The sequence below is a fragment of the Pseudomonas sp. genome (genome assembly GCF_030698175.1).
GTDB lineage: Bacteria > Pseudomonadota > Gammaproteobacteria > Pseudomonadales > Pseudomonadaceae > Aquipseudomonas.
The window spans coordinates 43,915-59,016 of record NZ_JAUYNT010000030.1; the positions used below are offsets into that span (position 1 = coordinate 43,915).

At 58.9% G+C, this 15,102-nt stretch carries 8 protein-coding genes; 7 read left to right on the top strand and 1 reads right to left on the bottom strand.

The genetic code is table 11. The annotated features are described in order from the left end of the window. Positions 1-11: 11 nt before the first annotated feature. From Q8R10_RS17735 to tadA, 3 genes are all read left to right on the top strand, one after another. Positions 12-4,622 carry an ATP-binding protein gene (locus tag Q8R10_RS17735; RefSeq protein ID WP_305655185.1) on the top strand — a complete coding sequence of 1,537 codons (4,611 nt, stop codon included), beginning with the start codon at positions 12-14 and terminating at the stop codon, positions 4,620-4,622. Positions 4,623-4,771: 149 nt separating this feature from the next. Continuing rightward, positions 4,772-6,151 (top strand): multicopper oxidase family protein, encoded by a 1,380-nt coding sequence (locus Q8R10_RS17740; protein ID WP_305655186.1) that lies wholly within the window; start codon positions 4,772-4,774, stop codon positions 6,149-6,151. A 4-nt stretch (positions 6,152-6,155) separates the two neighbouring features. Beyond that, a complete protein-coding gene (tadA, locus tag Q8R10_RS17745) occupies positions 6,156-6,638 on the top strand; it encodes a tRNA adenosine(34) deaminase TadA (RefSeq protein ID WP_305655187.1) in 483 nt (160 codons plus the stop codon). A gap of 54 nt (positions 6,639-6,692) precedes the next feature. Here tadA and mltF read toward each other — a convergent pair whose 3' ends face one another. Further along, positions 6,693-8,162, bottom strand: a complete 1,470-nt coding sequence (gene mltF / locus Q8R10_RS17750) for a membrane-bound lytic murein transglycosylase MltF (RefSeq protein ID WP_305655188.1) — start codon at positions 8,160-8,162, stop codon at positions 6,693-6,695. A 274-nt stretch (positions 8,163-8,436) separates the two neighbouring features. Between mltF and purL the strand changes: the two genes are divergently transcribed. The 4 genes from purL to Q8R10_RS17770 all read left to right on the top strand — a co-directional run bounded on the left by purL (position 8,437) and on the right by Q8R10_RS17770 (position 15,002). Continuing rightward, a complete protein-coding gene (gene purL, locus Q8R10_RS17755; protein WP_305655189.1) occupies positions 8,437-12,333 on the top strand; it encodes a phosphoribosylformylglycinamidine synthase in 3,897 nt (1,298 codons plus the stop codon). Positions 12,334-12,363: 30 nt separating this feature from the next. Beyond that, positions 12,364-12,657 carry a CDGSH iron-sulfur domain-containing protein gene (locus tag Q8R10_RS17760; RefSeq protein ID WP_305655190.1) on the top strand — a complete coding sequence of 98 codons (294 nt, stop codon included), beginning with the start codon at positions 12,364-12,366 and terminating at the stop codon, positions 12,655-12,657. A gap of 400 nt (positions 12,658-13,057) precedes the next feature. Continuing rightward, positions 13,058-14,665 carry a M28 family metallopeptidase gene (locus Q8R10_RS17765; protein ID WP_305655191.1) on the top strand — a complete coding sequence of 536 codons (1,608 nt, stop codon included), beginning with the start codon at positions 13,058-13,060 and terminating at the stop codon, positions 14,663-14,665. A 229-nt stretch (positions 14,666-14,894) separates the two neighbouring features. Then, positions 14,895-15,002, top strand: a complete 108-nt coding sequence (locus Q8R10_RS17770) for a CDGSH iron-sulfur domain-containing protein (protein ID WP_305655214.1) — start codon at positions 14,895-14,897, stop codon at positions 15,000-15,002. Positions 15,003-15,102: the final 100 nt, after the last annotated feature.

Genomic DNA, 15,102 nt, shown 5'->3' on the forward strand with positions numbered 1-15,102 from the left:
TGACGCCGCTTATGGATGAAGAAACCCAATCTGCACTTGTGCATGCCTCCCCTGTAGATGAGGGACGGGCAGGTCCTGATCGGGCAAATTATCTTGCTCTGGCGGATGCTGATTTTGAAACCCTCCTGTACAGCATCTACAAAGAGCGCGCGGCTGAGTTGCCTTGGTACAGCAATGTTCGCTTGATGGTCACTGGGGCTGATCAAGGGCGGGATGTTTGGCTCACGAAGGATGAACGGCCAGTTGGGCTTATTCAGTGCAAAAAGGTTAAGGCTGGTTTCACCCGGCCGGACACGCTCCGTGAGGTAATCAAGTTCCTTCTAAATGTAGTGCTTGAGCCGGCGCTTATGCCAGACCCGGCTGGTTTCCGATTTATTCTTGCCCTTGCTTCGGATCCTGCCAGCACTACAGCCGATTTTTTCGATGCGCCACAGACTTGGCTAACTGCCAATGAAGCAGAGCTTTTAGGTCTGGTTGCCGACGTCATTAAAAAGTATGAGGCATTCTCGACACTGAAGATCGAGGCGGTCATGCCAGGCATCGGTACGGCTCTGAAGAGCTTGAAATATGAGCTTATTAGGCCAGTCGACCTCGACGCGTTACTGGAGCGCATTCCTGCTGTCCGCCAGCAGTTTTTCAAAGTTCAGCTTGTCGTGGCTGTGGAGGATGCCGAGGCCATGATTGAGGCTCGGTTCGCTGCAGTCGGCTTGGTTTCAAAGAGCACACAGATATTCACCAGAGCTGATGTTGAGGAAGACATTACGCGTGGGTCACGCGGTCTGGCTGACTGGCCTCAAAAGATTTGGGGGCAACATATAGAGCGGCCAGAGTTTGACGATCTGCTCCAGCGGATCAATCGGCAGCCAGCAGGCTCCACGCTGGTCATCGGAGGTGCAGGGACTGGAAAGTCAGCACTTCTGGCTGAAATCTACTGCGTACTCAAAGCTCGCGGTCAGACTGTGCTGGCGATAAAAGCCGACATGCTTAGCCCAGATATTATGGATTTCTCCGATCTCGCTCGCGATCTTGGTATGTCAGGCGATATCGAGCAGGAGCTTCTCTCGCTGGCGGTTGAAGCCCCAGCGGTACTGATCATCGATCAGCTTGACGCTGTCAGTGAAGTGATGGATCAGAGTTCGCAACGTATGCAGGTCTTATTGCGTCTTGCGTCACGGTTGCAGGAGGCAAAGGGGCAAGAGGGCAATAAGCTCCCAATTCATGTCATCGTTTCCTCGCGACCTTTTGAGGCCAAGTTCGACGCTCGATTTATGTTGCTTGGTGCGGATGAGTTACTACTTTCCCAGCCTCCGTTTGAGCGGGTATCCGCGCTGCTCGGTGAGCTCGGTATCGACGCGACGGTGGTGCCGGATAGCCTCAAAGAGACGCTACGTACTCCTTTTGCTCTCGGTTTATATGTAGATCTTGCCAAATCGGGCTTGAATCCCGCTGATCTGACCGCTGCAAATTTACTTGAACGGTGGCTCCACAAGAAGCTCACCGCAGGTGCTGAGCGGGTTTCGTGTATGGCCTTCTTGCGCCAGCTTGCAGCTGACATGACGCAACACGAGAGCCTCTGGCGGCCGGCTGCTCACTATGATCAGGACTACAGCGAGATGCTGCGTTGGGCCGAGTCGATTGGCATCGTCATCCGCGAGGATGCCAGCATCGGCTTCAGTCATCAGTCTTGGCTCGATGATTTCCAGGCTAAGACGCTCCGAACTGCACAAGGGCTAGCTGATTACGCTTGGAGTCGACAGGAAGGGTTGTTTGCGCGGGGAACAATCTTACGCGGCCTTGAGCACATGCGTCGGGTCGATGTGGCTTCTTTTGAGATGGCTATTCGCTTGTTGCTTCCAAATCCCAAGACGCGCAGACATTTACGTCATCTTGTGGCGGATTATTTGGCGAGTGCTGATGATCCAAGTGCAAGCGATATTGCTTGGGTCGATTGGATGGCGCGTAACGATCATGCACTTGCGAATCGGGCATTTAGGCAGGTAGCGATACGATGGCCGTGCTGGCGATCAGGATTACTGCCGTTGTTGCCTCTCCTTTTGCAGGATGAACAACATCGCTGGAATGCGACCATGTTGCTCATTCGAGAGGTCGTTGAGGACTCGAGCCAAGTGATGGATTTGGTCGAGCGCTATTGGTCGGATGCTTCACATGACAGAGACGTGTTTAGTCTCTGTGAGCGTTCTGGTATTGCGACTGATCGAGCAATCGTTCATGTCCGCAAGATATTGAGTCGAACGGTGTTGGCAGATTGGGCGATATCCCATTACGCCAGGACGTTGCATGAGAATGGTAATACCTGCATTGCTTTGGATTTCATCTCATTTTGGGCGGAGTCACAGACCGGGGATCGGCACAACGGCATCAAGGTTTATGGTGTTGAAAATATTGCGGCAGCTGCACCGCTCTATTGTGCCGAACGGCTTCTACCTTGGTTTGTCGGGGTGGCGTCGCGAGAGGTTGGTGAAGGTCGGCCTGGGCATCGATATCCGCAATCGATATCTATTCCCTACGATTGGAAAGATGACCCTGGCGAGGGGCATTTGACGCAACTTCTGCGGAGTGCGCTCGAAGAGTCAGCGGTTTCTGATCCGGTAGGGGCGCGCACCTTGCTTGCCACTGTTGTGGCTGTAGAAGTTGACGAGGTTCAGTCGTTGGTTGCCGACATCCTAGCGGCGAATCCGGTGACTTTTACTGAGTATGCGCTTGCGTTTCTCCTCGCCGATCAGCGACGCCTTCATCTAGGTAGTGACATGTTCGACGATGAAAGGGGCGTCAGTCAGATGATCTGTGGTTGGTCATCAAGCAATCTGATCGCCCAGATCATTCCTGGCCTCTCTACCGCTGATATTGAGCGCCTCCGCGACTATATCGAGTCCTGGGAACCTTGGAGGGAGGACTTGCAAGAAGAGCGGGATCCTGCCCAGAGAAGGAATTTGCTTCGTTGGTCTGATGAGCGGAGATTGCGTTTGCTGGCCGAACTACCAGCGCAAAGTTTGGCCGCACGTCGTCGTAGGCAGGTTGAGGAGTGGAGGGTCGAGAAACCTGCACTGCAAGCAAAGCACCGAGGTCGGATGCGGGTTCGGGGAGTTGAGTCCCCTATGAGCCATGATCAGATGGCAAAAGCAAATGACGATGCGATTATCAAAATGCTCAATGAAGTCAACGACCAGTCTGGTCGTCATGAGCATCCGAAAGATTGGTTGAAAGGCGGTGTTAGTCAGTTATCTCGGGCTTTTGCCGCGCTTTCTAAATCGTCTCCAGATCGCGCTCTTCGTATCATTCCTCAGCTCCAATCCGGCCTGCACGAGCAAGTCGTGGGCGCAGCCATTCGAGAGTTGTCAGTAATCGAAGCGGTCAACGCCTCGATGCTTAAGGCGTTGATTTTGGATCTTCATGCCCGCGGTTTCTCTTCGAACGATTTCTGCCACGATGCTGCCAGTGCTATGACGGAACTCGCAAAGCGCATGAAGGGTCTTGAAGATCACGACATCAAACTGCTTCGTAGCTGGCTGCAGCGTGATCCCAATGTGTTGGCCGCTGAAACAGCGCGTCATGCCGAGCAAAGCAGGTCCAATCGCGAGCGGAATGAGAAACCAGATCAGCGCCCTGAGTCCATGATATTTGGCCGAGGTGGTGGAATGCGTGCTCTCCCTCAGTGCAATTTCACGCTGCTGTCAGCGATCACCGCAGGATATGTCCACCGTGATGGTGTGGGTTATGATGGTTGGCTTGCGGAGTTAGAGCTACATGTTACTCATCCTGAAGATCCAGAGGTTTGGAGTGCGATCCTAATGTACAGGTCGCATGTGCTCTGGTGGGCGGACGCCGCAAGAGTAGGGGGGCTGATTGAGGCGGTCTGGCGGAAATTTCCGGCGGCGTTTGAGGATGCTGCTGTAGTCCAATCGTTGTGGCGCCTACGTGCTCGCATGTGTACGAGCCTACAGCAGGAGATAGTTAACTTTTGGCTCAGTCATAGCGATCATAAGCTCAGACAAATCGGTGGTGAGTTCTCTGCGGCTAGCGTGATTGTCGATAGCGCTGCTGCTGGTGGTATGGGCGAGATAGTCGAAGCGGTGATGGCAGGTAGTGATATTTTCGCCAGGTCCGGCGTGTTGTTTGCCGCTGCTGCGGGATGGAGTGAGCCTGATCTCGATATCCGAAGGCGCTCGCACTCCTACCTCATTGCTGTCGCCAGCATTGTCAGTGGGTTCGAGGCTCATGCTCTATCTACAGCTGTAGATCGTGGAGAGCAATTACCTCCCGATGAGATGACGCGAGCCCTGCTGGCTTCTGTTGCAGTCAATATTGATCTGCTCAAAGAGTCGATGGCGCGTCTATTTGTACGCTCGCTTCAGCACCTGTTGCTTTATCCAGGCTTTGAAATGCTGGTGCTTGAAATCGCAGAAGCTGCAACTGAGCTTGCACGTACATCGCCAGAAAGAACCGTTGGAGGGTTGTACGACGGCGAATTTATCGGGCTTGTGATTGCACTTCAGCGCTCACCAATAGAGATCAAAACTCGTGCGATGACGATCTATGAGCGCCTGCTTGACGCGGAGGTCTATGGCGCTGAGGACGCTGCAGAATTTGCCTTGCGCCGTTGAGCGCCCTGGTCGTTTCAGCCCTGCGGCAATCGGTCCGCCGGCCAGGCTCGCCTTGTCTGGCTTTTGAATGAGAAGATATCGCAATTGTCCGCCCGGAGATGTTCCGGACTGGCGTCTTCCCGGATGGCGTCCGGGCTATGGGAAACCTTATGTCTTTTACCCGCAGACAAATTCTCGCCGGCTTGGTCGGTCTCAGTGCGGTTGGCCTCGGCGCCGGTGGTGTGCGTTATTGGTTGGGCCGGCCACGGGCGGGTAATACTCATGATTATGAGCTGATCGCCGCCCCCCTGGATCTTGAGCTGGTACCTGGTTATCAGACGCCTGCCTGGGCTTATGGCGGACAGGCGCCGGGCATGGAGTTGCGGGTGCGGCAGGGCGACTGGCTGCGGGTGCGTTTTATCAATCATCTGCCGATAGCCTCCACCATCCACTGGCACGGCATTCGGTTGCCGTTGGCGATGGATGGCGTGCCTTATGTTTCGCAGTTGCCGGTGTTGCCCGGCGAGTATTTTGACTATCAATTCCAAGTGCCGGATGCCGGCAGTTTTTGGTATCACCCGCATATCACCAGCAGCGAGCAGCTGGGCCGCGGCCTGGTCGGCCCGTTGATAGTTGAGGAGCGTGAGCCCAGTGGCTTCGTGCATGAGCGCACTCTGTGCCTGAAGAACTGGCATGTGGATGAGCAGGGCGCATTCGGCGCGTTCAGCATCCCCCGCGAGGCCGCCCGCGGGGGCACGCCGGGGCGTTTGTCGAGCATCAATGGCGTGCATGCGCCGACCCTCGATTTACCGGCCGGGCAGGTGGTGCGCCTGCGTTTGCTGAATGTCGATAACACCCTGACCTATCGCCTGAACTTGCCGGATGCCGAGGTGCAGATCTATGCCCTGGATGGCAACCCGGTAGAGCCACGCCCACTGGGTAAAGACTATTGGTTGGGCCCAGGCATGCGCATCGATTTGGCCTTGAAAGTGCCGGTCGCCGGCACTGAGCTAGCTCTGCGCAATGGCCCGGTACGACTGGCGACTTTGCGCGCCGCTGATCAGCCGCTGGTTGCCGGTGGCAGCGAGTGGCCACCGGCGCTGCCGGCCAACCCGATCAGTGAACCGGATTTGGCCAGTGCCGAAACCCTGCGCTTTAGCTTTGAATGGGTCGGTAGCCTGTCGGAAAACACCGCCAATGGCGCGCCGCGCAGTTACTGGCAGATCAATGGCGAGGCCTGGGACATTAACGACAAAAACTGTGCCGACAAGCCCATCGCCACGTTGCAGCTGGGCAAGAGCTATGTCTTCGAGCTGCGCAATATGGCCCAGTACCAGCACCCGATTCATCTGCACGGCATGAGCTTTAAGGTGTTGTCGTCCAATCGCCACAAGGTGATTCCCTACTTCACCGACACCTACTTGCTGGGCAAAAACGAAAGCGCGCGCATCGCCCTGGTGGCGGATAATCCGGGCAGTTGGATGTTCCATTGCCACGTCATCGACCATATGGAAACCGGCTTGATGGCGGCGATTGAAGTGGCGGGTTGAACTGATGAAAAAACCGCAAATTATCGACCGCAGCCAGGACCAGCACTTTATGCGCGAGGCCCTGGCCTTGGCGGCAGCCGGCGCCGCCCTTGGCGAAGTGCCGGTGGGCGCCTTGCTGGTGCAAGACGGTGAAGTGATTGGTCGTGGTTTCAATTGCCCGATCAGCACCCATGACCCCAGCGCCCATGCCGAGATGGTCGCCATCCGCGACGCGGCCAAGACGCTGGCCAATTACCGCCTGCCGGGCAGCACCCTGTATGTGACGCTGGAACCCTGCAGCATGTGCGCCGGCCTGATCGTGCATGGGCGGATCGCCCGGGTGGTGTTTGGTGCCAGCGAACCCAAGGCTGGGGTGGTGCACAGCCGTGGCGAGTTTTTCACCCAGGGTTTTCTCAATCATCGGGTGTTGGTGGAAGGCGGGGTGCTGGCGGATGAGTGCAGCGCGGCCCTCAGTGCCTTTTTCAAAGCACGTCGCCAGCAGGGCTGAGATTGGTGGGGCGGCGTGTAGGGTGGGCTTCAACCCAGCCTACAAAGACGTGAGCTACAGCGGCGCTAGCACTTCCGCCGGCGGGGTTTTGTTGATGCCCGGCAGGTGCAGGTTGTTGTCGGCGATCTGGCGGTCTTCCAGTTGTGGCTGAGTGACCCAGGTGAGGATGTCGTAGTAGCGGCGGATGTTTTGCACAAAGTGCACGGTCTCGCCGCCACGGGCATAGCCGTAACGGGTCTTGCTGAACCATTTTTTCTGCGCCAGGCGCGGCAGCATCTTCTTCACGTCCAGCCACTTGTCGGGGTTCAGCCCTTCGGCCTTGGCCAGCTTGCGCGCGTCCTCAAGATGCGCGCCGCCGATGTTGTAGGCGGCCAGGGCGAACCAGGTGCGATCCGGTTCGAGCAGGCTTTCGGGCAGTTCTTGTTTGATCTGCGCGATGTATTTGGCGCCGCCGCGAATGCTTTGTTTGGCATCCAAACGGTTGACCACACCCATGGCTTGCGCGGTGTTTTGCGTCAGCATCATCAAGCCGCGCACGCCGGTTTTCGAGGTGGCGTCCGGTTGCCACAGCGACTCCTGATAACCCATGGCCGCCAGCAGGCGCCAGTCCAGTTGCAGCGGTTTGGCGGCTTGTTGGAAGTGCTGCTCGTAGCGCGGCAAGCGCTCTTGCAGGTGCTTGGCAAAGGTGTAGGCGCCGACATAGCCAAGCACGTCGACGTGGCCGTAATAGCGCTCTTTCAGGCGTTGCAGGGTGCCATTTTCCTTAGCTGTGTCGAGAAAGGCGTTGGCTTCATCCTGCAGGCTGTGGTCTTCCCCCGGCGCCGCGGCCCAGCCAACGCGGGTGGCATCGCCAAGGTCGAAGCCGACCCGCACGTTGGGGAAGTACACCTGGTTCATCGCCAGCTCGTTGGAGTCGACCAGGGTCAGATCGACTTGCCCTTCGTCGACCATGCGCAGCAAGTCGACCACCTCTTCGGCGTCGGACTCTTCGTAACTCAGTTGGGGGTATTGCAGCTTCAGCGCGGCCAGTTGTTCGGCGTGGCTGCTGCCCTTGAGCACCACTATATGTTTGCCGAGCAGATCGTCGACGCTGCTTGGGCGTCCCGCGCCGTGGCGGTAAATAACCTGCGGGGTGACATCCATATAGGCGTGGGAGAAGTTGGCGCGGGCTTGGCGGCCGGGGCTGATCACCAGCCCGGCGGCGCCCAGGACGGGGCCGTCTTTAGCGTTGAGGCGATTGAACAGATCGTCGAGGTTGTCGGCGGTTTCGATTTTCAGCTCAACGCCCAAGTCTTCGGCGAAGCGCTTGACCAGTTCGTACTCAAAGCCGGTTTCGCCGTTGCGATCCTGGAAGTAAGTGGCGGGGCTGTTACGGGTGACCACGCGCAGCACGCCATCCGCCTTGACCCGCTCAAGGGTGGTGGGTTGAACATCATCAACACCACAGCCACTGAGCAGCAGGAGGAAGCCGGTCGCTGTCAGCCATTGGCAGCAGCGCGAGCGGAACAACGTTTGGGCAAGCATTGGCGCAGTATACGCAAAGCATTGGGGTCGCCATATCTCGACAGTCGCGCGCTTCTCTGCTAGCTGCGCTGCGCAATCCGCTTAGGGTCTGTTGCCATTTCTCGCGGCAACGCGGCTCGCGATGAAACGGCAACAGACCCTAACGTGCGGCGGGTGCCCTGACAGGCGCTTTAGGCTAGAATGCTCGGCCTTAAGAATCTGCTCAAAATCCGCTGCGCTGGCGCCGATTTTGAGCCGGTTCAACGCATTCTCCCTTCCCGAGGCTGTCCCGAAGATGTTGATCCTGCGCGGCGCTCCTGCCCTTTCTGCCTTCCGCCACGGCAAGTTACTCGAGCAACTGACCCTCAAGGTCCCCGCCATCAGCGGTGTGTACGCCGAGTTTGCCCATTTTGCCGAGGTCACCGGTGTGTTGACCGGCGAAGAGGAGACGGTGCTCGCGCGCCTGCTCAAGTACGGCCCGAGCGTGCCGGTACAAGAGCCCGCTGGTCGGCTATTTTTGGTGCTGCCGCGTTTCGGCACTATTTCACCCTGGTCGAGCAAGGCCAGCGACATTGCCCGCAACTGTGGTCTGGCCAAAATCCAGCGTCTGGAACGTGGCATTGCCTACTACGTGGCCGGCGATTTTACCGAAGCCGATGCCGAACTGATCGCCGCCAGCCTGCACGACCGCATGACCCAGTTGGTACTCGACAACCTCGAGCAAGCCGCCGGTCTGTTTAGTCACGCACAACCCAAACCCCTGACCGTGATCGACATCCTCGCGGGTGGCCGCGCCGCCCTTGAGCAGGCCAACGCCAGCTTGGGCCTGGCCCTGGCCGAAGATGAAATCGACTACCTGGTGACCAGCTTCAATGACCTGGGGCGCAACCCCCACGACATCGAGCTGATGATGTTCGCCCAGGCCAACTCCGAGCACTGCCGGCATAAAATCTTCAATGCCAGCTGGGATATCGACGGTCAGAGCCAAGATAAATCGCTGTTTGGCATGATCAAAAACACCTTCCAGATGCACGGCGAAGGGGTGCTGTCGGCCTATAAAGACAACGCCGCAGTGATAGTCGGTTCGGTGGCGGGGCGCTTCTTCCCCAATTCGGAGACTCGCGAATACGCGGCGGTTGAAGAGCCGATCCATATTCTGATGAAGGTCGAAACCCACAACCACCCAACCGCCATAGCGCCATTCCCGGGTGCCGCCACCGGTTCCGGCGGTGAGATTCGCGACGAGGGCGCCACCGGTCGCGGTGCCAAGCCCAAGGCGGGCTTGACCGGTTTTACCGTGTCCAACCTGCAGATTCCGGGTTTCGAACAGCCGTGGGAAGTGCCGTACGGCAAGCCCGAGCGCATCGTTACCGCGCTGGATATCATGGTCGAAGGCCCGCTGGGCGGCGCGGCGTTTAACAACGAGTTCGGCCGTCCGGCGCTGACCGGCTACTTCCGCACCTTTGAGCTGAAGATTCAAACCCCGCACGGCGATGAAGTGCGCGGTTATCACAAGCCGATCATGTTGGCCGGCGGCATGGGCAACATCCGCGCCGAGCACGTACAAAAGGCCGAAATTATCGTTGGCTCCAAGCTGATCGTGCTGGGCGGCCCGGCCATGCTGATTGGTCTGGGCGGCGGCGCCGCTTCATCGATGGCCACCGGCACCAGTTCAGCGGATTTGGATTTTGCCTCGGTACAGCGGGAAAACCCGGAAATGGAGCGCCGCTGCCAGGAGGTCATCGACCGTTGCTGGCAGCTCGGCGAGCAGAACCCGATCAGCTTTATCCATGACGTCGGCGCCGGCGGTTTGTCCAACGCCTTCCCCGAGTTGGTGAATGACGGCGGCCGTGGCGGGCGCTTCGAACTGCGCGCGGTACCCAATGACGAGCCGGGCATGGCCCCGCTGGAAATCTGGAGCAACGAGTCGCAAGAACGCTATGTGATGGCGGTCGGCCCGGCCGATTTTGAACGCTTCAAAGCCATTTGTGAGCGCGAGCGTTGCCCGTTCGCAGTGGTCGGCGAGGCGACTGCCGAGCCACAGCTGACCGTCACCGACAGCCACTTTGGCAACAACGCCGTGGACATGCCGCTGGAAGTCTTGCTCGGCAAGGCGCCGCGCATGCACCGTTCGGCCACTCGCGAAGCCGAGTTGGGCGATGACTTTGCCGCCGCGAGCGTTGAGCTCAGCGAAGCGGTCACCCGCGTATTGCATCACCCGGCCGTGGCCAGCAAAAGCTTTTTGATCACCATTGGTGATCGCAGCATCACAGGGCTTGTGGCCCGTGATCAGATGGTCGGCCCTTGGCAAGTGCCGGTGGCCGATTGCGCGGTGACCTGCAGCGATTTCGACGGCTACTTCGGTGAAGCCATGGCCATGGGCGAGCGCACTCCGCTGGCTTTGCTCGACGCCCCGGCGTCCGGGCGCATGGCCATCGGTGAAACCCTGACCAACATCGCCGCCGCGCGCATCGAGAAAATCGCCGACATCAAATTGTCGGCCAACTGGATGTCCGCCGCCGGTCATCCGGGTGAAGACGCGCGCCTGTACGACACAGTGCAAGCGGTCGGCATGCAGCTGTGCCCGGAGCTGGGCATCACCATCCCGGTCGGCAAAGACTCGATGTCGATGCAAACCCGCTGGAACGATGAGGGCGTGGATAAGAGCGTGACCTCGCCGCTGTCGCTGATCGTCACCGGCTTTGCCCCGGTGGTGGATGTACGTCAGACCCTGACCCCGCAACTGCGGCTGGACAAGGGCGAAACCGACCTGATTCTGATCGACCTGGGCCGTGGCCAGAACCGCATGGGCGCCTCGATCCTGGCCCAGGTGTACGGCCAGCTCGGTCGCCAAGCGCCGGACCTGGACTCGGCCTCCGACCTGAAAGCCTTCTTCGCGGTGATCCAGGGCCTGAATGCCGACGGCCTGCTGCTGGCCTACCACGACCGCTCCGACGGTGGCTTGCTGGTGGCGGCGGTGGAAATGGCCTTCGCCGGCCACTGCGGCTTAGACCTGTACCTCGACGGGCTGGCTGACAACAGCAGCGAGCTGAACGCCGTATTGTTCAACGAAGAGTTGGGCGCGGTGATTCAGGTGCGCCAAGACGCCACCCCTGAGGTGTTGGCGCAGTTCAGCGCCGCCGGTTTGGGCGACTGCGTGGCAGTCATCGGCCGGCCGGTGAATGGCAGCGAAGTGGCCATCAGCTTTAACGGTGAGTCGGTGTTCGCCGAGCAACGCCGCCTGCTGCAACGCCAGTGGAGCGAGACCAGCTACCAGATCCAGAAGCTGCGTGATAACGCCGCGGGTGCCGAGCAAGAATTCGACGCCTTGCTGGATGAAGACAATCCGGGCCTGAGCATTAAGCTCAGCTTCGATGTGAATGAAAACATCAGCGCGCCGCACATCAAGAAGGGTGTGCGTCCGCAAATCGCCGTGCTGCGTGAGCAGGGCGTCAACGGTCAGGTGGAAATGGCCGCGGCCTTCGACCGCGCCGGCTTCTCGGCGATTGACGTGCACATGAGCGATATCCTCGCCGGCCGCGTCGATCTGGAGCAGTTCAAAGGCCTGGTAGCCTGCGGCGGTTTTTCCTACGGCGACGTGCTGGGTGCCGGCGAAGGCTGGGCCAAGTCGATCCTGTTCAACAGCCGTGCGCGGGACGCCTTTCAAGCCTTCTTCGAGCGCAAAGACAGCTTCGCTCTGGGCGTGTGCAACGGCTGCCAGATGATGAGCAATCTGCACGAGCTGATCCCCGGCAGCGAGTTCTGGCCGCACTTCGTGCGCAACAAGTCCGAGCAGTTCGAGGCGCGGGTGGCCATGGTCCAGGTGCAAGAATCGGCGTCGATCTTCCTGCGCGGCATGGCCGGCACCCGCATGCCCATCGCCATCGCCCACGGTGAGGGCCATGCCGAGTTCGAAAGCGAAGAGGCCTTGCTCGAAGCCGACCTGTCCGGTTGCGTGTCGATGCGCTTTGTCGACAACTACGGCAAGGTCACCGAAGCCTACCCGGCCAACCCCAACGGCTCGCCCCGTGGCATTACCGGCCTGACCAGCCGCGATGGCCGTGTGAGCATCATGATGCCGCACCCGGAGCGGGTGTTCCGCGCCGTGCAAAACTCCTGGCAGCCGGATGAGTGGCAGGAAGATGCCGGCTGGCTGCGGATGTTCCGCAACGCCCGCGTCTGGGTGGATTGATCGAGCTATCGATCAAACACGGGGCCGCCGATGGATAAGTCAGCGGCCCCGGTTGTTACTCGTTTAGCTGACCCCCGCCACCCCGAGGTGCGCCAGGTTCTCCCCGGCGCAACCTTGCATCTGTGCATCTGTGCCCGCTCGGGCCAACTCCCCGATTGCCCCACCGATTGCCCACAAGGCCTGCGCCTGACCATCACCCGTGCCCAGCATCTGCTGCTCTGCCGCTGTGGCAAATCCAAGCGCCTACCTTATTGCGACGGCAGCCACCAACCACCGGCACTGGGGTTGAAGGCCAAGTGGTTGCGGTTTTTTGCCAAGGGGTAAGGGCCAAGGGCCAAGGGGTAGGGCGGTTGGCGTCAGGTTTTGGATGTTGCTTGAATCCGCAGCCAAGAGCTGAGGGTCAGGCCGTGGAAATATAGATCCGCCCCCTTTTCCGTCGCCTTTTTCCGTTTAGATCCCGACCAGTTTCGGCTGCTCATAGCTTGAAAATTGGCATTTGGATTATGTCAGTGCGACGAATCTGAGCGATCTGGCGACGACTTTATAGCCTTGAGCAGTTGGTCAAGAAAGTCGTCAATAAAGGGTTGTTTTTTGCACTCTCTACAGAACGAAACGATCGTGCGTGAGTCAAGTACTTATGGCCACGTCCGCTGAAAGCGGTAGGGGGCGATGGCATCTGCCAGACGGCCTGTTTACAACAACATTTATCCAAGGATGATTTTCGATGAAAAAGAAAAACAATATTCGTAGGGTTGTTGGTTCTCTCGCTCTAGCCGCTTCCACCGCCACGCTTGCCGCCTCACCCGATGAAAGCCAGCGCTTCAATGATTATTGGAGCCCTGGCAAGCCGAGTCTTTCGGCCTGTAAATCGCCGCTATTGGTGGGCACACCACTGGTTTTGCCACGCTGCATGCAGGCCAGCAATGTGCTGATCCGGCTGCAGAAGTTGCAAGATATCGCCACCATGAATGACGGCAATCGGGCGGCCGCGCAGCCGGGCTATCAGGCTTCGCTCGATTACGTGCGCAGCACCCTCGAGCGTGCCGGTTATCGCGTAACCATTCAGGCATTTCCTTTCACGTCTTACGAACCCAAGGGGCCGGGTACGCTCAGCGCGCTCGCGCCGGTACCGGCCAACTACATCTGGGATGAGGACTTCACTTACCTGTCGCAAACCGAAGCCGGTGATGTAAGTGCCGCCGTGGTGCCGGTCGATCTGGCGCTCGGTGCAGGCAATACCTCCAGCAGTGGTTGCGAAGTGGAAGATTTCGCCGCCTTCCCCGCTGGCTCGATCGCCTTGATCCAGCGCGGTACCTGCAACTTTCAGCAGAAGGCCGAGAACGCCGCCGCAGCGGGCGCAGTGGGTGTGGTCCTGTTCAATCAGGGCAATGCCGAGGATCGCATGGGGTTGATGAACGCGACCCTGAGCGATACCTATGCCGGCGGTATTCCGGTGCTGTTCGGCACCTATGCGCTGGGCGCCGGCTGGGCCCAGACTGCGGGCTTGCAGGTGCGCATGGTGGCTGACGTGGAGCGTCGCCGTACCGAAACCCATAACGTGATCGCCGAGACCCGTCGCGGCAACCCCAACAATGTGGTGATGGTCGGTGCGCACCTGGATTCGGTGGGCGAAGGCGCTGGCATCAATGACAACGGTTCGGGCAGTGCCGCAGTGCTGGAGATGGCGGTGCTGATGAGCAAGGCTCACCCGCTCAATAAGGTGCGTTTCGCCTGGTGGGGCGCGGAAGAGTCGGGTTTGGTCGGTTCCACTTTCTACGCCAGCCAGTTGCCCGCTGCGGAGAAGAAGCGGATCAAGGCATATCTGAACTTCGACATGATAGGTTCGCCGAACTTCGGCAACTTTATCTATGACGGCGACGGTTCGGACTTCGGTCTGCAAGGCCCGCCTGGCTCGGCTGCCATCGAACGCGTGCTGGGGGCTTACTTCAACCTGCGCGGCAAGCCAGCCGAGGGTACCGAGATCGACTTCCGTTCCGACTATGCGCAGTTCTTCGAAGAGGGTATTGCCTTTGGCGGTCTGTTTACCGGCGCCGAAGACCTGAAGAGCGAAGAGCAAGCGCAAAAGTTCGGCGGTGCTGCCAATCAGCCGTTCGACCCTTGCTACCACGCGGCTTGCGACAACATGAGCAACATCAACAGCGATTCGTTGGAGTTGCATGGTGACGCCATGGCGTTCGCCACCAGCTGGCTGTCGTTGTCGACCAAAATCATCGACGATGAAATCGCCGCCGCCGGGACGGCTGCGCAAGGGCGTTCGGCCAAACAGTCGGTACGCAACGTCGAGCGTTGGGGCCGCTATTTTGTTAAGTAAGCATCAAATAAGCATCACGTAGGACTGTAACAACAACTGCGCCAGGGCTTAGCTCTGGCGCAGTTTTTTAGGTGCTAGCGAAACGCTCATTCAAATACGCGATGATGGTTTTTGACTCATACAGTCAGCAGCTCTGGCGGTTTTCTTCGATGCGCAACCTTACACCTGCGCCCACTCGGGCCAACTCCAAAATTGCCCCACCGATTGCCCACAAGGCCTGCGCCTGACTATCGCCCGTGCCCAGTATCTGCTGCTCTGCCGCTGCGGCAAATCCCAGCGCCTGCCCTATTGCGACGGCAGCCACCAGCAGCCGGCAGGCGGGTTGAAGACCAAGTAGTTGCGGTTTTTTCGAAGGGTAGGGCCAAGGGGTAGGGCGGTTGACGTCAGGTTTTAGATGTTGGTTGAATGGCGGTTATCGACCCATAGTTGCCGTTGGC

Excerpts from the sequence above, each read along its gene's own strand:
- tadA (WP_305655187.1), top strand. The coding sequence starts at position 6,156 with ATGAAAAAACCGCAAATTATCGACCGCAGCCAGGACCAGCACTTTATG.
- Q8R10_RS17735 (WP_305655185.1), top strand. The coding sequence starts at position 12 with ATGGATGAAGAAACCCAATCTGCACTTGTGCATGCCTCCCCTGTAGAT.
- mltF (WP_305655188.1), bottom strand. The coding sequence starts at position 8,162 with ATGCTTGCCCAAACGTTGTTCCGCTCGCGCTGCTGCCAATGGCTGACA.
- purL (WP_305655189.1), top strand. The coding sequence starts at position 8,437 with ATGTTGATCCTGCGCGGCGCTCCTGCCCTTTCTGCCTTCCGCCACGGC.
- Q8R10_RS17740 (WP_305655186.1), top strand. The coding sequence starts at position 4,772 with ATGTCTTTTACCCGCAGACAAATTCTCGCCGGCTTGGTCGGTCTCAGT.
- Q8R10_RS17760 (WP_305655190.1), top strand. The coding sequence starts at position 12,364 with ATGGATAAGTCAGCGGCCCCGGTTGTTACTCGTTTAGCTGACCCCCGC.
- Q8R10_RS17765 (WP_305655191.1), top strand. The coding sequence starts at position 13,058 with ATGAAAAAGAAAAACAATATTCGTAGGGTTGTTGGTTCTCTCGCTCTA.